Raw genomic sequence first — 21,347 nt, forward strand, 5'->3', positions numbered from 1 at the left:
GTTATATATTTTTCCAGAGAATACAAACTTAGATATTCACAACATCTCAAACCTATTAAGTAGAGCATAGGTGGTGATATTTAATAAGTTAAGTTTGAAAACGTTAACGTATTCCACTGTATTTAGAAAGCGGTTACAAAATGGTTCTGACATTATGATGAATAAGGGAGGTTTGGTGAGTATGAGGAATAAAAGAATAATTTCAGTCCTAATTATGGTAAGCCTATTCTTGTCAATAGTAACGCCGACATTAGCTGCTAACGTATCTTCAGGCAAGAACAGCGACAAGCACGGTGATGGAATTGGGAGAGTAAGCGTAAGTACCGTTCCATTGCCAGAATACGTCATCTTACAAGATGCTACCTACACCTACGGCGGTAAAGTATTTGTTTCGTATAAAACAGCGGAGGATCTTAATACGACCGATTTTTTTAATTTCGCAATGCTCAATGATGATGGAACGGATTTCAAAGTCATCTTCTCTGGTGTAATTCCGTTAAAAGAAAATACAGGCGGCATCCGGTATATGCCTTTTCAGGACAACAAACGCATCTTGCTGGGGGATTATGTGCTTGAGTGCATGCCCAATCTGGATAAATGCAATAGCACAAACTTAGTTCCAATCGTATATCCTAAAAGCCTAGATCAAGATCCAGGTATCTCCCGTGTATGGTCAGAAATCATTATTGCACCTGACAATAAGCATATGGCTTGGACAATACTCCTCTCCAATTACACGGCAGGTCAAGCGATCGGTGTGTTGTCACGCAAAACAGATAGCTATGAACTCGAGAATGTACAGCTTCTTAGTACTCCAGAACCTTTTGTCAATGATCCAAATAAGCCGGGCTTTATTATTCCGCCGACCTCGTCTCGTGGAGGAGAAGTGAAGCAGTTTATTAAAGGAGGAAACGCCCTCTCCGTCGTTGGAGTCAAGGATAACGTTACCGCCGATTCTGTTGTACAGGATTTGACTTCTGACAAGGTTACCCAAATCACGCGTACACCCGGATACGATGAAACAACCATCTTTTCTCCGGATGAGCGCCTAGGAATGGTCATGAGCACAAGGTTTTCCAAACAAACAGATCCGGCCATATTCGGAATCTTGCCTAGGCCTGCATATGCCGGTTCAGGGATTAATGGCATTTTGTATTTTTATTCTGTAGCTGGCGTACGCACTTTCCGAAGCGGTGACATCGGGCCGGCATTAGTGGACATTGATCGTTCTATGAACGAACCCGGATATCAAGGCATACAACTTTCGACAGATGAAAATTGGGTTTTCCACTCACCGATGTCCTGGCATCCTGATGGAAAAAGTGCCATGTGGATTGAGGGACGCAGAGGCTTAGATGATGATTTACATAAGCGGCTTCAGAAAGTAAACCTACTTGATTATAAGCCACATAAAACGATCCCTATTAAACCGACTACGGATAATATCCCGTATGCGACAAATGATTTAACAAAGTTAACTTCCAGTTCTAATGGAAATGTTCAGGGGAAGATTGCCGGAAAAAAATCGGGCTACATCGATTATGTCAATACAACATCCCCTTATCTATCGGGCAAATCGGAAGCGCAATACGTCAACTTTAGTGATGACGGTGTAAATGTCTATAATGGCTATGAGAAGTATAATTACAATTATCTCGGTGAATCCGTTTATGAAGCGAACCTTCAATTAACCGGTAAGCAGCCGGGTGAAATGAATTTAAGAGCAACCTTCTCATCCATTCTAGGGGACACTCCTGCTAGGCTGTTGTTCGACACAGCTGCAGACGGTAAACCTAAGAGCTACGGATATGCGACATTTAAAGGAACCACGCTGCATATCGAAGACCTTTTGGAGTAAGCGTTAGTTTGGGATTACGCATATGTAACAAAACGCCAGGTTACGGGCTCTTCCGTAAACTGGCGTTTGTTTTGAATTTATTGATATTAAGGTATCAAATTAAACACCCTATAAATAATTACAGCAGCCTTAACTCACCATAATTTAGGTGACATGGGTATGGTGCTTGCAGTGTCCTTCATAGAAAATAGGGAGCAGATGTCGCATAATCTGCTCCCTTGTTTTTCCACTATTGTTCTGCGTATGTTCAATAAGCTCTTACACGATACAACTCATCGAAACCCTCAAAGAGTTCTGGCACTTGAAGTTCTTCACAACACTTTTAAGTCCAATTTCTGGGACTTTATCTTTTCCTGTACGAACATCATTTCTCTTCGCAGATACAGCATAGTCTGGTTCAAAAAAGTACCCTATAACCTCAAAATTATGTTCTTGGTTTCGTGGCATATTGCTGCCGCCAAAGAAAATAATTCATTACCTCATCATGTGGTAATACCCACTCTCTTGAGTCGAAGGTTGCTCTCCATCGGAAATGGGATAAGGTTCTTGTCACCTATAATTATTTATTGAGCTCTCGGGATATACTAACAATACTTCCCACATTAGCTATCGAGTGGAATAAATATTTTATTTTGACAATTAAGGAGTTGTTACCATTGGTCGGTTCTCATGTTATTGGACTGTCTTCAACGGAAATATCCGCATTGTGGTCATCTTACATTAGTGACAGTTTAGCGATATGTATCTCCAAGTATTTACTAAAAATAACTGAAGACGACGAAGTAAAGCCACTTGTTGAATTATCGTTGACCTTAGCGCAATCACACATAGAAACCATTCAGCATCTTTTTGACAAGGAAAAATTCCCTATCCCCATTGGATTTACTGATACAGATGTCAATATTACAGCCCCCCCGCTATTTTTCGATACATTCCCTCTGAGTTATGTGTATTCTGTGGGCCGAATTGGCCTGACGAAGTATGCCTTGTTTTTATCTAACACAGCTCGAGAGGATGTAAGAAACTATTTTACTCAGTGTCTACAGTCCACAACTGATTTGTACAACAGATCCATCACACTTATGTTAAGCAAAGGAGTCTACGATCGACCTCCAATGATCCCTTATCCGGAGCATGCTACCTTTATTAAAAAGAAAGAAAACTTTCTGTCCAAATGGTTTTGGCCGCAGAGAACGCTGAATGTAATGGAAATATCCGAAATGTTCTTCAACATAGAACGGAATTATTTCGGACTAATCCTTCTTACAGCTTTTATGCAAGTAGTTAAGGACGAACATATTAAGCGTTTACTGGCAAGGGGAAAACAACTGTCTATGGATCAAATCAAATTCATCAATGATAAGTTGGTTCAAGATGATTTGCTCGGGACAATCATGGTCAATACAGAAGTCACTACATCAACGGTATCCCCTTTTTCTGATAAATTGATCCTAAATCTACTTAACATACTTAATTCATCAGCTCTCACTTATCTTGGAAATGCGCTATCCGTGACGACGCGACTTGATTTGGCTGGTGAGTATTCCAAGCTTATGGTTGAAGTAATGAGTTTCGGTAAAGATGTAACTGATCTGCTGATTGAAAGGGAATGGCTAGAAGAGCCTCCGTTTACCCCTGACCGGAAGAAACTTGCAGGCGTCTAAATTAGTCGATTGTTTAAACTTCATACTAAGAGTGCCTCCTTGATGGTGTTGGGTAATTACCCGTCGACAAACCCATCATACCGGGGCGCTCCTTCCACAAGGTAGGCGCAAACTGTGGCAGCAAATCATCCAAGGCAAGTAAAGCACCTTGCTTTAGCAACGTATCTTCGCCCCCGTGAGGTAAGATCAGATCAGGCAGTTCATTAGCAGCAATTTTAACATTTAAGCCCATTGTAAAGTCAGTGCCACCATTCCAAGGGAGCGTTGATGTTTTAACTGCGATACCTGTTTGCTCCGTAACATATTTCATCTGCTTATCGTCTGGCCCGGGCATACTTCCCCGAATTCCGTTGCGCCGTTGGCAGCAAAATCTTGTCTCACCATCCCCTCCACCTGATCTTGAATCAGATTGAAAGGTTGCCTTGAAGATTCCTTTTCTTCAGTTAACTTGAGTTACATTACATTCCTGGATAACGTCCACCGAAAGCTTTTGGGCTAACGGCATCAATGTGTGCCAGATCCTCGGAGGTAAGTTCAATATCGGCTGCTGCAATATTTTCTTCAAGATACTTGCGGTGTTTTGTTCCCGGAATCGGCAACGCGTCTTTTACTATTGTCCAAGCTATCGCCAGTTGAACAATGGAGCAGTTCTTTTCTTTGGCGATTTCGTTTAGTTTGTCGACGATGTCAACGTTTTTCTGAAAGTTCTCCCCATGGAAACGCGGCAGATTTCTGCGAATGTTATCAGCTTTCAAATCCTCGAATTTACGAAGTTCATCGGTAATAAAGCCTCTGCTTAGAGAACGCGGCTGCCGATCCATGTCGGCAGCCGCGTCTAAGTTGCTTATTAAGCTAAAGTTTACTGATCGAGTAATGTGTTGCCACGCACCAGCTAAATAAGATTACCTTCCCAATCAACAAAAATCAGTTGGTCTTTGGAAGTAGGCACCATTCGATAATTGTCCTAACAAGCCCATGTGTGATAATACGATCATCCCAAATTGGAGTTTGTACTCTAATCCAACCCTTGATGATAATGATTTTCTAAGCCCCCAAACTCCTTACCCTGTATTACAATATGTGGTGTTTTATCATGGTCTGACTGCGCTACATGATATGAAACAATTAATATCTTATACGCTCCGAGATTCCTCAATCTTTCTTTTTAAGTATTTTAGCAATCCCTACATCAGTTATTCCTATATTTACATCGATCTCCCCTAAAGACTCCGGCGTTAAAGGCAAAGCCCCATTTTTCTCAAGTCGGTGCCATTCCTTCGGATTGGATCGGTAGAGTGAATTAGAAAGGCCTAGAAGGTCTGCATCTGATTTAAGGCCGACCAAATAGGTTTTTTGAATCTGCTTCCTTATTTCCTTTTCAGCGAGCTCTTTCAGATCACTCTCCCTAGCTGGCTTTTCTTGCTCCGTTACCGAGCCTTGCATTTTGACTTTAATGTGAAATGTTAGCTTGCCGTTCGATAGCTTGGGTTCGATGGAGGGTTTAATCTTTGTAACAACCATCATCGCAATTGGTTTGTTGTCAATCTGAAGCATCAAAGGGGTGCGTACAGTTTCTTTCTCCATCCATCGTAGACCCATAGTATCGTCAAGCTTAAAGCACCCTAGCAATTGTTTATTTTGTATGGCGCATACCCCATCTTGTTGAAGCTGTGGCGACGGCTTTTTGTTCTCTACCCAGTTAGTTTCATTGACGGTTAATTCGGGAAGCAACAGGATTTGACTATTTTCATCCCATTTCCAAATAAATTTGTACAAATATAATGGAGCAACAAGTGAACTTTGGGAATAACGGTCACGCGGGTTATTTAATTGTGAATAAAGCGTTGACATGTTTTGGGTAGGGCTTGTGTTAAATATATCCTCTATCGAGCCATGAGTTGCCATAGTCCAAATGGTATACCGAAACTCATAATACCTGTCCATTTGGTCCAAAACTCCATGAACGACATCCTCCCTCAACGCCGCTTCCGTAAATGCTAAAGTTTTCACATGACTCCAGGACAATCTTTGCTGTGACGTCTTGTAAAGATCAAAAATAGCTTCATCCACGGTTCTACCTTCACCCTTGCCAATGGAAACCACCTCCTTGCTCATCCCGGCTCCTGCTTCTTTCTTGGCAATATTATTTAAACTGATCATCTGGGTATAGAACACCACTTTGCCTTTTACATAATCAATACCAATCGAATTGACATAGGCTAGATGCTCAATCTCCCTTAACCCCCAGCAACCGGTAAGCAGTAGAGGGAGAATTCCAATCACCAATAAAAGTGGTATTAACCTCACGTTTGATCATCTCCGGATTTTCTTATGAAGCCAGGTACACCTTCCTTCTTCCCCCAAGGCATTCGGAATAAAATTTTCAATAGATCGCGGAAATTAATTGGTGCCACCGGACTTAGATATTTGATTCCAAACGATTGCAGATTAACCATATAGATAGCAATAGCTAACATACAAATTAATAATCCAAACAAACCAAGTACACCGCTAACAATCAGTATGATTAATCTTATCAGACTCACGAAGCCAACCATATTTTGATTCACCATGGTAAACGAAGCTAATACGGAGATGGCTACGACAACCAGAATCCCCGGTGCCGTCATACCTGCGCTGATGGCCGCCTGTCCGACAATTAATCCGCCAACAACAGAGATGGTCTGTCCGAATGAAGATGGCAAGCGCATTCCCGCTTCACGAAATAATTCAAATAGAAGAATCATCACAACGGCTTCGAGAGGAGCCGGCAGCGGAACACCTTGTCTGGAAATGAGAAGAGTACCCAGCAAAGTAAACGGGAGCTGATCCTGATGATAAGTAAGCAATGCGATCCAAAATCCAGGAAGAAACACGGAAAAAAATATTCCACACAACCTTAACAATCGGGTAAACATGACAAACCAATTAAGTGTATAAGCATCTTCCGAAGTATTGAGCAAAAAGGTAAAGTTAACAGGCCCAATGATCGCTGTTGGGGAACCATCGACCACAATGACAAACCTGCCGTGCATGAGGGAGTTCACCGCAAAATCCGGCCTCCCGGTATAGACAAACTTCGAAAAATACTTATTACTTTCTAGTCCCTCCTCCAGTTGAGAACTGCTGATCATCCCTTTGAGTTTCAAGCTGGCCAATCGGGATGTGACCTCCTCAACAATGGTTGGATTAATCGCATCTTTCAGATAAAGAAGTAATGTCTTGGTTTGCGTCTGCGTTCCGAGCGTATATTCTTCTACGGCTAGAGCATTTGTTTTTAATCTTTTTCTTATTAACGCGACATTGACCCTCGCATCTTCAATAAAGCCGTCACGAGGTCCTCTTACCGAAATCTCGGCACTCGATTCCTCCGTTTTTCTCTGCGGGGCATTGGCTATATCCCATGTGTACATGGTGGCAGTTTCATGGAAATATGCCAGCAGCTCCCCATTAAAAATCTTATTTATGATGTATTCGTCATCCCAATCTTGCGGGACCGGGTTCAGCTGAAAGGGTAGGTGCTGCTGTAGTTCGCTGTCGTTCGATATGGTATGTTCTTTAAACATTTCAATCAGGTGAGGAATAAAAAATTGATGAATTCGGTGTATATCGCACAGCCCATCGCAATAAACAAACAGCAACAAAAATGAGGATCCATCTTGTTGGGTGACATTCAGTTTGTTAATATGCACATCGCTGCAGTCTTTGAACAACCGCTGAAATGAACCATATGGTTCTTCCTCCGCTGATCCCAACGATTCCAACCTATTTCTCATGATTTCACTCTTCTCCATCTGTGTCCGAAATGAATTAATCCAATAATAACCAGGAAATAGCCCGACATCCCCCAAAATATACCTGGTAACAGAATATCTGTAATCAGATTAATAAATTTAGGATCACTAATTGGCAAACATATCGCTATTAACTGAATAGAACATATAAGGAATAGGGATAAGGTCTTATTCCTTTTTTTCTCAATACCCAGAATATCGTTGATCAAAAAAAGAGTCAGTGAGATTCTCAGAAAGGCCCCACTGAACCACTGATATATACTTAAAAAATCCATGTGCTCAATAAAGTGACCTATTGTCACTAGCCTCCACTCTTCATAAGCAGGGAACCTTAAATGGGAGGCTTGCTTGGGACCGAACTCGCTGATTGCGCCGACTAAAGGACCGAATGTTAGTAAGATCAGAATCAAAGTCAGTGCCACAAGGGACATGAACGAAATACGGGTACGGATATGGTGCTTTATAAATAACAGCAGCGATAATTCGAGTAATCCTGCCTCGACATATATGACCCCATGCCAGACGGGCTTCATGCCAAATTCCAGAATAGGCTTTAACAAGGAGTATTCCTTATTCGGATAATTGGCTGTCATCACATAAAAACCTAATATGACAACAAACGGTAAAAAGATAGCCGCTGTATTGGCTATCGACTCGATACCTTTATAAGCATTAATAGAACAAACGATCAGCAAGGCAGAAGCTAAAACAATGATTGGGGTATTCGTAGAGAAGGCAAGATGAATCCATGTAACAGTATCTTTTAAAGTAATCGTAGATAAAGTAAATATGTAGATGCATGCAAAACCTGCCAGCAAGTAGGATACCATTGCGCCGTATTTAAGCTTGAGCCATTGGAATAGAGGCATATCCCGATTCTTACCAATAACCGAATAAAGCAAAACAACCCAAATCATAAAAAACGAGCCCGCAAGCAGAACGGAAATCCAGCTGTCGCGTTGTGCTTTTTGTAACAACATCGGAATGATAATGACATGGTTTAACAATCCAATAGAAAGCATTAACATCATGCTTGTTTGCAAAAACGTGATTGAACCGTTTTTCATCAGCACCCTCCGATTCTTAAATTAGTAAATTGTTCCTGTAGTATGCTGCATTTTCTTGAATTTATACGATACAGGTTAAATGGTTTGGGTGCAAAGCTCTAATTCATGATAACTAAATTGATTATGAAGTCATGGGATGGAGCAACTTACTTTGGAAACCAAATTGGACTTATTTAAATGGAAGCAATATGAATCAGCAATCATTTTACTAACCGTGAGATGGTATTTAAAATATAGTTTAAGCTATCGAGACATCGTAGAAATGATGAGCGAGCGAGGATTAATGATTTCCCATACGACGTTCATGAGATGGGTCCATGAATTTGGAACCGAAATCGACAAACGAATCCGCCTCTTTTTGAAACCTACAAACGACTCGTGGAGGACTGACGAAGCCTACGTCAAAATAAAGGGTCAGTGGAAGTACTTATATAGAGCCGTTGATTCAACGGGGAAAACGATTGATTTCATGTTATCTGAAAATCGTTATATGCCGGCTGCTAAGCGTTTCTTTACAAATGCTTTGTCCTCTTCACATAATCAATTACCTCGTGTGATCACTTTGGATAAAAACCCGGCATATCCACCAGCCATACAAGAATTAATAAATGAAAAAGCCTTACCAATAGAAACCTTGATTAGACAGACAAAATATCTAAACAACATTGTGGAGCAAGATCATCGATTCATAAAAAAAATCACAAAACGATGCTTGGTTTCAAATCATTTCTAACTGCAGAAAAGACGTTAAAGGGAATTGAGGCCATGCATATGATTAGGAAAGGACAAGCCGAAAATAATTCGTCTGTCCTCTCTACTGTTGAATGGCTCAATAAAATATTTGGTATTGTGGCATAGTTAATTACAATTTTAATGGGTAATTGCTATCTCTTTTAATTCTTGCACCACTACCCCATTTTCCATACTTCAAAACTTTGTTTGTTACCCGATAGGTGGTGGTTCAAAGCAGCCCATTGACATTCCACTCTCCACGTAATAAAATATTTTTACGTAACACATTCATTGTATTGGAGGCAACCTCTCCATGCTAAACGATATTCAAGACAGGTATTACATCGAATCTCCCGAACAAGCAACAGTCTTGCTAAACCCGATTCGCGGCGAGATCATCGCGCAGCTTCTGGAACCGGGATCTGCCGCTGAAGTGGCACGAACTTTAGGCGAGACTGCGCAGCGCATCAATTATCATCTGAAGGCTTTGGAGAAAGCTGGTCTCGTTCAACGAGTCGGCACGCGTCAGGTGCGCAATCTGGTGGAAGTGCTCTACAGGGCCATTGCCAAAACCTTCGTTCTGGCGGACTCACTCAGCATGAAACCGGAAACCGTACAAAAGCTGAAAGACCAGAGCTCACTAGCGCATCTTGTCACAACTTCTGAACGAATCCGAAGAGATGCCATGCTGCTCATGGAGCAATCCGATGTGGGAGAGATCATTCCCAGCGCCACGCTTCAACTGCAGGTTCATCTAGCCGATGAGGGGCAAAGGCAAGCTTTCATCGAGGAGTATGCCGCTTTGGTTCAGCAGCTAGTAGAACGATACGCTGCACCTGCCGGCAAAGAGAAGCATGATCCCTATCACGTATTGTTAGCCGTGTACCCGAAACCCAAAGAATGAGGAGGCAACCTAGGATGAGCAATAATCATAAGCAAGAAAAGAGTACGCCGCTGAAGGACGCTGCACCTGGAGCACCTGTCATCACGTGGGAGCAAGCTTTAGAAGAAGAGCCAACTCACGATAACAGCAAGGTGATTCCCCTCGAAGCTTATCGTCGTCAAAACGAGTCCGAACTAGAAGCTACCTTCAACGTTCGCACCATTCCCGCCATTCAAGGCGAGGAGCCTATTCGTCTCATCGTCGTCTCCTCCGGATTTGGTCAAAAACTGCCTGCTAACCCTTACACAGTGCAAAGCAAGGCTGCTGCCTAAACAAAATAAGTTTTACCAAAGAAAGGATGATTCCTATGAGTTTCATACCTATGGTTGTTGAACAAACGTCGCGCGGCGAGCGCTCTTACGATATTTATTCCCGTCTGCTCAAAGACAGAATTGTGTTCCTCGGGACAGAAGTGAATGATCAGGTTGCCAATGCAATCATTGCCCAGTTGCTTTTTCTTTCCGCTGAAGATCCAGAGAAAGATATTTCGCTTTATATTAACTCACCAGGCGGTTCCACTTCGGCCGGATTGGCCATTTATGATACGATGAATTTCATTAAGCCTGACGTATCTACAATCTGTGTCGGTATGGCGGCATCTATGGGCGCCATTCTGCTGACAGCCGGAGCGCCGGGCAAGCGTTTTGCTCTTCCGAATGCCGAAGTTATGATTCACCAGCCTTGGGGCGGTGCTCAAGGGCAAGCCAGCGATATTCATATTCGCGCCCAGCACATTCTCAAAACGCGCCATACCCTTAACCGAATTCTGGCAGATACGACTAAACAACCCATCGAGAAAATCGAGTTGGATACAGACCGCGACTACTTCTTGGAAGCCAACGACGCCAAAGCTTATGGCTTGATTGATAAGGTTATTGAGAGAATTTAACGTCTCACCAAAAAGAGCCCCCAAGGGCTCTTTTTGCTGTATTGTTGAAGCAATGCATAGCAAAGAGATCTGTCTGCCTGCCTAGGCATGAACAAAACGTGGCTGTCCCATAAAGGTCAGGAATGACCTCATGGGTAGCCACGTTTTCTAAAACTGCGATACAATTCCTCAGTTATTGGAAACAAGGGTACGCTATTTCCTGCAAAACAGTCATTTGGCAAATCAGAAGGAACTATGATCCGCTATCCTTCGATTTTATGCTAAACATTGCCATCATAAGGCAAATAAGACCCTCTAGGTCCCCTTTAAACACGCAAGCGGCACATTTTGCTAAAATTGAGCCCTGTAGTTCCCTATCGCACATGGATGAATGCACAAACTAAAAAAGAAGGGCCATCCCGACAGTCGTATATTCTACGGCGGGACGGCCCTTTCGTCTAATTATTGGAGTATGGATCTTGCATATCTTATACGCGAATTATACCATCCCTCGAGATCGTCAGCTTCTCCCAACCGCTGTCGGTAATCAAGTACGTATCCTCAACCCCGACGACACCACGCCCAGGGAAGGTGAACTTAGGCTCAATCGCGATGACCATGCCGGGCGCCAACGGGTATTTGAAGCCTTTGGCGAGAACGGGCAGTTCATCGATCTCGAGCCCGATGCCGTGACCAAGGAATTTCACTTGGTCGGCGCCGTACCCCATGAAGTGGGGGCTCAGTCCCGCTTCCTGCACTTGATCCAGCGCGAGCAAATACAGATGCTCGGCAATCACCCCAGGCTGCAGCCTGGCTTCCGTCGCGCGGAGTACCTCCTCCGCCACGTCGTAGGCACGCTGCAGCTCCGGGTCCAAATCGCCGATCACAAGCGTGCGCGTCTGATCGATCAAATAGCCATCGACCATGCAGCCGATGTCGACAAGGATCGGTTCGCCGCGCCCAATCAGCGCGCGGCCTGAGCTTTGCGGGCTGGACGGGTGGAGCCCCGTGCCCCCGGCCGGCCCGTCGAAATATGTGGGCACCGCTGCCGCCGCGCCTGCCGCAACCATTCCGGTGATTAACTCGGAATTGTACGCGCGCATGCGCATCAGCCCTTGGTGCCCGCGCAGCCGGAGCTGATGCTCGATGAGCGCCATCAGCTCAAACTCCGCCATCCCCTCACGCACGTGGGGGATGACCGCCTCCAGCGCCGCGTCGACGACGCGCGCGGCCTCGCGGATCGCCGTGACTTCGTCCGGCGATTTGATCATCCTCTGCTCGCGCACGAGCAGCGAGCCGTCCTCCCAGACCGCGCCGGGCAGCGCGGCCTGGAGCTTACCATAGAGCTGGACGGGTAACACGTCCAGCTCGGTCGCGATCCGCAGCGGAGCAGCCGCTGCGGACCCACTCGCGCTGCGCGCGCGAAGACGCTCAGCCAGCGTCTTCCAGGAGCCCAGCGCTTCCACGTCCGCTGACGCTTCCTCCTCCGCGCGGGTCAAGCTGCGGCGGACGAGATACAGCGCCTCGCCCTCCGCGGGGATAAACAAATACCCCGTCTGCATCGAGCCGCAGTAATAATATATATCCACATGGTGAGTGACCAGGAAACCCGACCACCCCCGACTTAGTAATTCCCCCTGCAGCCACTGCTGCCTTTCGCGAAAAATAGTCATTCAAACCGCTCCTTACGCTGCCAAGAATGTACACCTCACCTTCTATTATACATTCAAAAAACCATTTCCGCAGAACTCTTCACCGTCCAGGTGATTGGCTGCAAAACCGTATAGGTTCGAGGATACTCCAAACGAATGAACATGATGACCCCCGGCCGATTCAGCGTAACCGAATACCCATAGGACGAATTCGTATAAGTATACGGAAACATCTCCCCGTCATTAACTATTTTAAATAACTCCACCACAATCCCCTTCTGCAGAAATGTTCCCGGCAGCGGGGCATTCGCGGCATCCAGCCTCAAATTAGCTTGCAAATACTGCTGTGCCGCATTCCTAGCCTTTGTCTCGTCAATCGCATGAATTCCCTCCGCCAGCTTCGCTTGATCACTTTGTTGAGCAGCCGCATGTACAGCACGATTCAGTGCATGCTTCCCTTGGAAAAGCGTGTGCATCGCCACCTCCTCGTCTGTTTGCAAGGCATACATTGACATCATCACCACACTCATTAGCGCCATTAAAAGCAGCTTGTACACCGCATCACCTCAATCATCCCATCCTCAAGGCACGTATTCACTCATCTTCATTCCGGTTGCACCCATACGGTCAGATTCGGAAGGCACGGTAATCCCGACCAACCGATCAATGACAAAAAGCCGGTGATACGGATACGTCAGCTTAAGCCGCAGACCCGCCCCCCGCCTAGCGGGCGTACTTGCATCAGTCCCCCCGGCTCCGGTAGTCGTTTCTACTGTATACACGAGATCACCCGGAATGAAGCCTCTTGCTTCCATACGTGTCCTCGAATCCTGGATCATCGCGCTGTCGATATACCCGTGCCTGCCGTTAGCGCCTATTTCAAGCAAATAATCGACCTCTTTTTGCAATACAGCCTGCCGGACAATCATCACATGCTTATAAACCGGTGCAAACATGAACCAACAAATCAAGGTAGCTAACAAGACGAAAACCAGAATCTGCTTCATGGATCAATCCGTTCGATCGTTCCATTGATTTTTGCACCGCTATTGTTCACCTGCTTCCGCGTACCCGTATTCCCGCCAATCGCACTGTTGTATATAACAATCACTACCATAATCAGCATTACTGTCACCAGGATCGACTTCACACTCTACCTTCCTTCCTAAGGAGTTAATGCTGTAATGTCCGAATTAGCCTTCGAACCATGTGTCGAAATATTCCGCCTTAATCCTGTCGAACCGTCATTAACAATCGATGTGAAAAGAAAAGCTACCACAATCAGCATCATCACCGTGATCAAAATATTCCTCATTATCCTGCACGCTCCTTAATTAATCGCATCAAATAATCGTCTGCCTTCTGCAATCCACGGATACATAAATACCCGAAACGTATTCAAAATAGGCAAACCCGCAAGCACAAACAACACATAAGAAACCATTTCTTTCCTGCTGTCGCGGACTAATTCCATCTTTTCTTTGTAATCCTGAATACGCTGCTTAAGCAGCTCGTAATAACTGGCGTGTTCATTCAGCCTAAGCGCATTCAAAGTCTCCCCGAAGCTGTGCGCTTCATCTGTTCCGAGCCTTGTTTTAAACTGAGCAATAGCTGCTTCAGATCCTTGATACCATTCATTCAGCAGCAGTCCGAACTGCGTTCGGATTGACCTTGTCTGAGCTGCGCATAAGGAAAGCTTGGCATGCAAGCTCATCCGAGAGTCATTGTAATAAAGCAAATGATGACTAATGACATATATTTCCCGGACAATGCGATGTGCTCTTTTAGCCTTCAATTGAACCAGTATTTTTTTATCGAAAAACAGGAAAATGAGCACACTCACCGCCCCCGCCATGACATAAGCAGGTTCCACGTACAAAGTGAACATCGGCTGCTTCAAAGAGGCATATCCAGCCCCGGCCACCAGTAATGCCGCACACATCAACAATCTTCTCGTCCCTTCATAGACGCCCGCGTTTATCAGAAATCCACAGCCCAGCAAAAGCTGCCGCTTCTCTTCCACAATCTTCAATCTCAGCCTTAAAAGCCTGAATAGCCATGGAGGAAGCTCTGCCTCCTTCAGAAGTTGTAAGACTTCAAGCGATCTCCACCTTTTCGCCCGGACAGGAAGGAGCATAAACCCGTGGTAAATAGCCAGAATCAAGAACACATAAAGCAGCAAATGAAATGCGATCTGAATCATTCCCACCCTCACATTCTTCGCATTGACAGATAAATCCCCATTATAAAGGAGACAAAAATAAGCAAAAGCGCATCCAACAGCATATTTCGCCCAATAGGATCAACCACGTAGTACAAATAAGCGTTGTCTGTATTAACTTTGAAATTAATGGTCAAAAACAAGGCAAGAAAAAGAATCGGCGTAAAATTAGCAATCCGAATCTCCAATAACCGATTTCTTTCCAACTGATCGGAACGCTGTGCTTTCCTCATATCGACAATCAGTTCCTTGAAACTATCGCCGACATAACTCCCTTCCGTCAAAGCAACACGCATAATGCCTATAAAATAATCCCCCCATGTGTGGCCCAAAGTGAGAGAGAAAATACGCAAGCTCTCCTCCGTATCTCTTTGCGTCATTAAATTGCGGTACAATTGCTCAAAAACAGGTTTAATCGGATATAAAATACGATGTTCTTCTAAGCAATACTTCAGGGCCATCTTGATGTTTTTATGAGGATCGACCATATAGTACTGATAGAATACTTCCACCGCCGGCAAAAACTCCAATCGGGTTTGCAGCCGAATACTGACCAGCTTAAGTCGAAGCAGCATATAGGGCAGCGACACGCTGATCAACGTTAAAACCAGCACTCCTTTCAAAGACTGGAACAACAATACACCTGCCAATAGTCCGGCGAAAAATAAGATCATGCTTACCGTCAGCATCGCCTGCATGCTCATGCCCAATTCGACGGATTCCATCATCTCCTTCATATGTTTAAATAACCGGCTCCTATTCCCCAAATATTCGCTGAAACGATTGCCGAACGCGGAGGTTTTGACATAATGCAGCCGAAACCTGGCTTTCCGCTGTCGGATAGCGACGTGCAAAACAGACCTTACAACCACAAAAATCAATATAAACAGTAAGAATAGAAAGACATATTTGGCGAAAATCATCCCTTTACTCGCCTTCTTTCTCGATAAAACCGAGCTTCGACAACACCGCATGCCCTTCTTGGTCAGTCTTACTGATTTTCCGCGATGCAGGTTGCGACAATTTCCCGGGAAATTTCCATCCATCTGTCGACTTGTCATAAACTGCGAGATCCGTGACGCAAACCTCCTCATTTTCGAAGCGGTATTCGACGATCCGCACGATTTTTCTTTTCCCGTGAACAACTGCCATTTCCATCCCGATTTGTGTCACAAATTCCGTGATCCTCTTCCTTAAACGGAGTGGATTCATCCCTCTGCCATCCAGCATGCACATATCTGTTATGGCATCCGGCACATCCTCCAATTCACTGACATGGACAGAAGTAACGCTGCCTTCGTGCCCTCGGGTACAAGCCCTGACATAAAGATTGGCGTCATCGTCCCGAATTTCAGCATGACAAATCCGTTTTGGCGATTGCCTTAAAGCCAGCTTAAAAGCTTGTAAACCGGAATGTCTCGGATCCTCGTCGTCGATCTCGTATTCGATAATATTTTTGTGCGGGAAATCTCGCTTTAAATTTAGTTCGAACCGCGATTCGATCGTTATCATCCTTTCATTATCATCCATTTCCGCAATGATCGCCTTAATGAGATTGGTTTTACCTGAGTTCGTCGGACCAATAATGACCATATTGAAGTACGACCGAATCAAGCACCGAATCAGCTGTTCCATTCGATCATCCATCGTGGCCAGCTCCGCAGAAGTAAGCAAGGCCAGATCGAATCGCTTCACCGTGTAAAAACGAATCGTCAACGTCGGCTCAGCCGTGAACCCAAACCCTGTCATCGTTACCCGCGATCCATCTCGCAGCACGACCTCAGCCCATTTCTTCCTAGGATTCAACGTATCGTTGTTAAAAAGCACCAAATTCTGCTGAATTCTTTCCAATTCCCGCACAGAAGGCAGCATATAAGCCGAAGGTAAGGCATAACCGCCTCTCACCTCAAAAATCTGTCTGCCCACAACCTGAATCTCTTCAAGTCCCTCCTTTTGCTTCAGCACAAGTTCAAGTACGTTCATCCCGATGATTTCTGCAAAAATCGCCTCCGGCAGTGTCGTATACCCACTTGTCATGGGAGGCTTGCCCGTTAATCTTCTCTTGGACACAATATCATGGATAATGGCAAGCAGCTTTCCGCGCTCCTCTTCATAACCAAGAATTGCCCGATTCAGCGTCTCGTTATAGAGTTGTTTCTCCTCGTCCGTTCTCCCCTTCATCACAACCAGCTCACTTCGTATTTCCTGCACCCATTGTTGAAAAATCACATCTTCGATTTCTGCACTTACTGATTTTCCTGACATGCGGCCCGTTCTCACACCCGTTTGCAAACCTAATGCGTCAGCTTGTTCCTCCGTTTTCCGTTCATGCATATAGGTAATAATAGAAAACCTTTCCTCGTTCACTCCTCTCACCTCATTCCCTGTTCGTTAGCTGGCCGTTTTTCTTCCTAGCATAAGCTTTTGCAGCCATGTGGCTTGTCGTATATTCTCTTTCCTAGGCAGCTTATAGAAATCGGCGAATTTCAACGCTATGTCTTTAACCTCCTCATACATCGGATGGCTTGGGTTTAGCATTTCGAGCAGCTTCCCTTGATTGCAGCTGGAAAGCGCATCGCCATGCCTCGATACCTGCCCAATCAAATGCAACTGCGTCTCTTTACGAATATCTTTAATCGTGAACTCATTGTGTTTGGCATGTTTCTCGGTTTGAACGGCCATTAACTCAAAGCTATTTGGCTGCAGCCCAAAAACAGAGCCTACCTGCCTGATCCACCTCGAAAAATCCTCTTGAAATTGGGCAATATCCGCAGTCGTTACGACGACCTTGCTGTCAGCCTCCAATAATCCGCAAACCGTTGCCGCATTATCCCAATAAGCATTAACCTCGATGACACAAATATCAAAGGTCCGCCGGGCAACGCGCAGCAAATGAACAATTTCCGATGGCGAGAAAAATTCCGCCTGCTCACGCAGCATATTCCCGTACAACACATGCAGTCCCTGATCTCCTCTCGGTTGATCACAAACGAGCAGGAGCCTTTCAGGCGTTAGACTTTGAGCTTTTAGCTCCGCCCGCAGACCATCGAGTGTAAAAACATGCTCATCTTTACCTAAATATCGATGAAGCTTAGAACTCTTCAGATTTAAACAAAGATAGCCAACTCTTTGACTCGTCTCCATAGCAAGCAGATACGCAACGCCAAAAGAGGCAAGTGTCGTTCCTATATTCGGGGTCGAACCGATAAAAGTAAGCAGTTTGCCCGTTGGCTTCTGAAATCCCTGCTCCCCCGTCCCACCATCCACCCAAGCCCGAATATCGTCAGCAATAACCGCCGTGCTGCGTCCTGGCTGAATGTAGTCAAGCCTCATCAGCTTGCACATCTTGACATACTTTTCATTAATTGAAGCGTCATGATAATTCGATAGCAGAACAATCATTTTCAGTTCTGGGTTCATCTGCTGTAAATGCTCCAAAAACTCCTCCAAATCGCCAAAATCAAGCTCTCGATCCGAAATAATGACATGAGAAAAAGTCTTCTCTGCCGCTAAACGGGTGTCCAGCTCTGCCGCCGAGTGTGAAACAACCCAGTTCAATGGCTGTAGATAAACGACGTGAATAATTTCATCTATTAATCGTTGATCTGATGAAAGTAATCCGACATTCACATCCCCTACCTCCTTTCAATCTTTTAATCACTTTAATCTTCCCTCAAAATGGAGGAGGAACTAAAAGCAACAACCAACTTTGCTTTCTTGGCGCTGCATAAACGATCAATCTCCAGCCACTCATTCTCCGTTAGATTCAAATTGATCTGGTCAATAGCCCCATTCGCTTCCAACCGGGAAGCATACATCTTTTCCTTGTCTCCTTCCACCTTGGATAGCAGATTGGGATTCTTCGGATTGTCCACCTCCACATTGGTGGATGACTTTACCGAAGCAACCTTTATCTCTTTTTCCCCAAAAAGCCGCCTTGAGCTCCCGTCATCAGTACCAGATACATATACTCGAACTCGATCCCCCGCACGAATGCCATTAGAAACTGATAACAAATATTCTTTAGGAATTTGAAAAGTCGCCTGCCATTCATTCGGGAGCAAATGATAACGGTTCACCTTCCATTGTAAAATCGGTTCCTCCTTTCCAAGCGGAATCAACGTCTCCAGTCCAACAATCTCATTCAAATCCGACATCATACTGCTCTTGTAGCTCCCCTTTTGAACCGGTTTCAGCTCCACCATATCCTCTTGAATCAAAACGCCGGCCCGAATAAAATCTTTCGGAACCGCCACCTGAACCGTCTGCTGCATTTCAATCTGATTAACTTGCAGCACATAAACGCCATATACGAGCATTGCCGCCATAATCGCAGACACCAAGCCAATTAGCAGGCTTCTCCTTCGATTCAACCTCTCACCTCCTTTTCAAAATAGCTATACCGCTACTTATTCAGCGAAAAAACAAAAAAACGCAGCTCTCGGACATTCATCCGAAATCTGCGTTCTTCGCAATTTAAAAATATCATAGAATCTTCCAATTTTCAACATAAAAAATAATTGATCCCATCAACTATTATTATACTAACTTATTAATAATTTCTTAATGAAAAGATGTTGTAGACATAACAATTGACTGATAGAATCAATAGAAAAAACATAACAAACAAACTAAATGTAATAAAATTTATCTGTTATTAGTTGTTTGTCAAGGAGGCGACTCAATGAGTTTTCTAAGCGATTTTCGCACCATGGTACTCGGCATTTTACTGGAGTCGTTCCCCTTTATTTTGCTTGGCGTCATAATTTCTGCTTTGCTGCAAACATTCATTAGCGACCAAACACTACAGCGGTGGATACCGAAAAAAACAATCCCAGGCATTCTTTTCGGGTGCTTGCTGGGCATCATTTTCCCGCTCTGCGAATGTGGAATCATTCCTGTCGTGCACCGGCTAATCCGCAAAGGCATGCCGCCTTATATCGGCCTCGTATTTATGATGGCCGGGCCGATCATCAATCCGGTCGTATTCACGTCCACGTTCGTGGCCTTTCGTGCTCAGCCGGAAATGGCTGTCGCCCGCATGGTGCTGGCGTTCGCTGCGGCAGCTCTGATTGGCCTGTGGGCTTCACGTGGTAATGGCAATTCTACCCTGCGCACGCAAGTAGTCAATACACATGAACATGCCGCTCCGAACAAAAAAAGCCCCAAACGTCCACTCCTGAGCAAAGCTCCAAAAGCAGCAGCCTGGAAAAACAAATGGCATGAAACACTGGAACACGCCGCCATCGAAATGTTTGAAGTAGGCAAATTTTTAGTATTAGGCGCTACCGTTACCGCATTGATGCAGACAGCCGTAAGCAAGAATTGGCTTCTTACATTAAGCCATGGGGACTTTACTCCGCATTTGTTTATGATGGGTCTTTCCTATGTCCTTTCCATCTGTTCCACTGCAGACGCTTTTGTCGGCGCTACGTTCATTCCCGGTTTCAGCCTTGGTTCTGTGCTCGCTTTTCTCGTTTTTGGCGCCATGCTCGACATCAAAAGCACTTTAATGCTGTTGAAAGTGTTCCGAGTCAAAACCATCGTGACGGTTATGCTCATTTCAGCCGTTGTCGTTCTGTTGGGGTCGGTCGCATTCGATCAGCTGTATTCCTACTTATAGAATGGAGGCAGGATAACTATGCAAAAATGGTCCACGTTCGCGCATCGAACGATTCGAGCTGCAGTCTTAATCACATTCGTTATTTTTATCGTTCAGATAAGCCGATCAGATGCTTTAATTTATTATGTGGCTCCGAGAATGGCTCTCTGGGTAAAAAGTCTTGCCGTCGGCATGTATGTGCTGGCCATGCACCAGCTTTATTTGGCAGTTCGGGATATCCGCTCCAAGGAGAAAACGTCGTCGATTGCTTGTTCATGTTCGGCGCACAGCCATGATCAATGGAAACCCAGCGTTATTATCATGTACACGGTTTTGATCATTCCCCTTATTCTTGCCTTTTCATTCCCCAATGCGGTATTAGGAAGTCAAATGGCAGCCAAAAAAGGGTTAAATTTGACCCCTTCGGGCATATTGGTCAATAACAATTACGGCGATGCAGGCCCAAACCTCGTTCCGAATGATAAGCTGCAATTAGTTACGGGACCGACTTTTCCGTTTAATGAATACACCAAGCCTTACGCCAAGCGGGCTGCGGATATGTATAACCAGCCGCTCGTGTTGATCAACGATGATTTTTATATAGAATCGCTAACGTCGTTGGATTTGTATCAGGATCAATTCATTGGCAAAAAGGTGCAAATATCAGGCTATGTTTACCGCCTCGATAACATGAACAAAAATCAATTCGCCCTGGGAAGGTTCTCCATGAGGTGCTGTGTCGCAGACTCTGTGCCGCTTGCCATCCTGGTTGAGACCGATAATCCTGAGCAATGGAAAAACGATATGTATGTTGTTGCTCTCGGCACCATCGAAAAACGAAATTTGGACGGTAAAGACGTAGTAACGATCGTTGCAAAAACCATCGATACACAAAAAGAACCGACAAGTCCATATGTGTATCAAAATGCTTACTTTGGAAGCTAGT

At 44.8% G+C, this 21,347-nt stretch carries 22 protein-coding genes and 2 pseudogenes; 8 read left to right on the forward strand and 16 right to left on the reverse strand.

All coding sequences use genetic code 11. The annotated features are described in order from the left end of the window. Window positions 1-181: 181 nt before the first annotated feature. The gene (locus J2Z65_RS29700) at window positions 182-1,858 is read left to right on the forward strand and encodes a hypothetical protein (RefSeq protein ID WP_167066948.1); all 1,677 of its coding nucleotides are present in this window, start codon (window positions 182-184) and stop codon (window positions 1,856-1,858) included. A gap of 436 nt (window positions 1,859-2,294) precedes the next feature. Here J2Z65_RS29700 and J2Z65_RS36205 read toward each other — a convergent pair. After that, window positions 2,295-2,378 (reverse strand): annotated as a pseudogene (locus tag J2Z65_RS36205) (tRNA(His) guanylyltransferase Thg1 family protein); the annotation flags it as partial. Between the two features lie 136 nt (window positions 2,379-2,514). On the opposite strand from J2Z65_RS36205, the gene J2Z65_RS29705 reads away from it, so the two are divergent. Beyond that, on the forward strand, window positions 2,515-3,522 hold the full coding sequence (locus J2Z65_RS29705; RefSeq protein WP_167066951.1) for a DUF3231 family protein: 1,008 nt from the start codon (window positions 2,515-2,517) through the stop codon (window positions 3,520-3,522). Window positions 3,523-3,547: 25 nt separating this feature from the next. Here J2Z65_RS29705 and J2Z65_RS29710 read toward each other — a convergent pair whose 3' ends face one another. The 5 genes from J2Z65_RS29710 to J2Z65_RS29730 all read right to left on the reverse strand — a co-directional run bounded on the left by J2Z65_RS29710 (window position 3,548) and on the right by J2Z65_RS29730 (window position 8,383). Then, a complete protein-coding gene (locus J2Z65_RS29710; RefSeq protein ID WP_167066954.1) occupies window positions 3,548-3,832 on the reverse strand; it encodes a hypothetical protein in 285 nt (94 codons plus the stop codon). Window positions 3,833-3,980: 148 nt separating this feature from the next. After that, window positions 3,981-4,343 (reverse strand): aldo/keto reductase, encoded by a 363-nt coding sequence (locus J2Z65_RS29715; RefSeq protein WP_167066957.1) that lies wholly within the window; start codon window positions 4,341-4,343, stop codon window positions 3,981-3,983. 331 nt (window positions 4,344-4,674) lie between these two features. Next, window positions 4,675-5,829 carry a Ger(x)C family spore germination protein gene (locus tag J2Z65_RS29720; RefSeq protein ID WP_167066960.1) on the reverse strand — a complete coding sequence of 385 codons (1,155 nt, stop codon included), beginning with the start codon at window positions 5,827-5,829 and terminating at the stop codon, window positions 4,675-4,677. Then, window positions 5,826-7,298 (reverse strand): spore germination protein, encoded by a 1,473-nt coding sequence (locus J2Z65_RS29725; RefSeq protein ID WP_167066963.1) that lies wholly within the window; start codon window positions 7,296-7,298, stop codon window positions 5,826-5,828. The genes J2Z65_RS29720 and J2Z65_RS29725 overlap by 4 nt, the downstream gene beginning before the upstream one ends. Then, window positions 7,295-8,383 (reverse strand): endospore germination permease, encoded by a 1,089-nt coding sequence (locus J2Z65_RS29730; protein ID WP_167066966.1) that lies wholly within the window; start codon window positions 8,381-8,383, stop codon window positions 7,295-7,297. Before J2Z65_RS29730 ends, J2Z65_RS29725 begins: the two co-directional genes overlap by 4 nt. A 136-nt stretch (window positions 8,384-8,519) precedes the next feature. On the opposite strand from J2Z65_RS29730, the pseudogene J2Z65_RS29735 reads away from it, so the two are divergent. The 4 genes and pseudogenes from J2Z65_RS29735 (at window position 8,520) to clpP (ending at window position 10,947) form a co-directional block, all read left to right on the forward strand. Next, window positions 8,520-9,241 (forward strand): annotated as a pseudogene (locus tag J2Z65_RS29735) (IS6 family transposase). Window positions 9,242-9,428: 187 nt separating this feature from the next. Then, window positions 9,429-10,019, forward strand: coding sequence for an ArsR/SmtB family transcription factor (locus tag J2Z65_RS29740; RefSeq protein WP_167066968.1), 591 nt, complete (start codon window positions 9,429-9,431; stop codon window positions 10,017-10,019). Between the two features lie 14 nt (window positions 10,020-10,033). Next, the gene (locus J2Z65_RS29745) at window positions 10,034-10,330 is read left to right on the forward strand and encodes a hypothetical protein (RefSeq protein WP_167066971.1); all 297 of its coding nucleotides are present in this window, start codon (window positions 10,034-10,036) and stop codon (window positions 10,328-10,330) included. Between the two features lie 35 nt (window positions 10,331-10,365). Next, the gene (gene clpP / locus J2Z65_RS29750; RefSeq protein WP_167066974.1) at window positions 10,366-10,947 is read left to right on the forward strand and encodes an ATP-dependent Clp endopeptidase proteolytic subunit ClpP; all 582 of its coding nucleotides are present in this window, start codon (window positions 10,366-10,368) and stop codon (window positions 10,945-10,947) included. Window positions 10,948-11,414: 467 nt separating this feature from the next. Here clpP and J2Z65_RS29755 read toward each other — a convergent pair whose 3' ends face one another. From J2Z65_RS29755 to J2Z65_RS29800, 10 genes are read right to left on the reverse strand one after another with little or no spacing between them, the layout of a single operon-like run. After that, window positions 11,415-12,599, reverse strand: coding sequence for a M24 family metallopeptidase (locus J2Z65_RS29755; RefSeq protein WP_167066976.1), 1,185 nt, complete (start codon window positions 12,597-12,599; stop codon window positions 11,415-11,417). 53 nt (window positions 12,600-12,652) lie between these two features. Beyond that, window positions 12,653-13,135 (reverse strand): hypothetical protein, encoded by a 483-nt coding sequence (locus J2Z65_RS29760; protein WP_167066979.1) that lies wholly within the window; start codon window positions 13,133-13,135, stop codon window positions 12,653-12,655. 24 nt (window positions 13,136-13,159) lie between these two features. Continuing rightward, on the reverse strand, window positions 13,160-13,585 hold the full coding sequence (locus J2Z65_RS29765) for a hypothetical protein (RefSeq protein WP_167066982.1): 426 nt from the start codon (window positions 13,583-13,585) through the stop codon (window positions 13,160-13,162). Further along, window positions 13,582-13,728 carry a hypothetical protein gene (locus J2Z65_RS29770; protein WP_167066985.1) on the reverse strand — a complete coding sequence of 49 codons (147 nt, stop codon included), beginning with the start codon at window positions 13,726-13,728 and terminating at the stop codon, window positions 13,582-13,584. The genes J2Z65_RS29765 and J2Z65_RS29770 overlap by 4 nt, the downstream gene beginning before the upstream one ends. A 15-nt stretch (window positions 13,729-13,743) precedes the next feature. After that, window positions 13,744-13,893 (reverse strand): hypothetical protein, encoded by a 150-nt coding sequence (locus J2Z65_RS29775; protein WP_167066988.1) that lies wholly within the window; start codon window positions 13,891-13,893, stop codon window positions 13,744-13,746. Between the two features lie 15 nt (window positions 13,894-13,908). Further along, a complete protein-coding gene (locus J2Z65_RS29780) occupies window positions 13,909-14,781 on the reverse strand; it encodes a hypothetical protein (protein WP_167066991.1) in 873 nt (290 codons plus the stop codon). A gap of 8 nt (window positions 14,782-14,789) precedes the next feature. Beyond that, entirely contained in the window at window positions 14,790-15,722 is a 933-nt protein-coding gene (locus J2Z65_RS29785) for a type II secretion system F family protein (RefSeq protein WP_167066994.1), read from the reverse strand. Window positions 15,723-15,726: 4 nt separating this feature from the next. Further along, complete coding sequence (locus tag J2Z65_RS29790) at window positions 15,727-17,166, reverse strand: ATPase, T2SS/T4P/T4SS family (RefSeq protein WP_338111800.1); 1,440 nt, start codon at window positions 17,164-17,166, stop codon at window positions 15,727-15,729. 24 nt (window positions 17,167-17,190) lie between these two features. Next, a complete protein-coding gene (locus tag J2Z65_RS29795; RefSeq protein ID WP_167066996.1) occupies window positions 17,191-18,429 on the reverse strand; it encodes a CpaE/TadZ family protein in 1,239 nt (412 codons plus the stop codon). A gap of 32 nt (window positions 18,430-18,461) precedes the next feature. Then, window positions 18,462-19,172, reverse strand: coding sequence for a CpaB family protein (locus J2Z65_RS29800; protein WP_167066999.1), 711 nt, complete (start codon window positions 19,170-19,172; stop codon window positions 18,462-18,464). Between the two features lie 311 nt (window positions 19,173-19,483). Between J2Z65_RS29800 and J2Z65_RS29805 the strand changes: the two genes are divergently transcribed. Together J2Z65_RS29805 and J2Z65_RS29810 are read left to right on the forward strand one after the other, a co-directional pair. After that, a complete protein-coding gene (locus J2Z65_RS29805) occupies window positions 19,484-20,422 on the forward strand; it encodes a permease (RefSeq protein ID WP_167067001.1) in 939 nt (312 codons plus the stop codon). A gap of 18 nt (window positions 20,423-20,440) precedes the next feature. Next, window positions 20,441-21,346: a TIGR03943 family putative permease subunit gene (locus J2Z65_RS29810; RefSeq protein ID WP_167067004.1), complete on the forward strand. Its 906-nt coding sequence runs from the start codon at window positions 20,441-20,443 to the stop codon at window positions 21,344-21,346. The last annotated feature ends 1 nt before the right edge of the window (window position 21,347 follow it).

This window comes from Paenibacillus aceris (genome assembly GCF_017874035.1).
In the GTDB taxonomy this organism is placed as follows: Bacteria; Bacillota; Bacilli; order Paenibacillales; family NBRC-103111; genus Paenibacillus_E; species Paenibacillus_E aceris.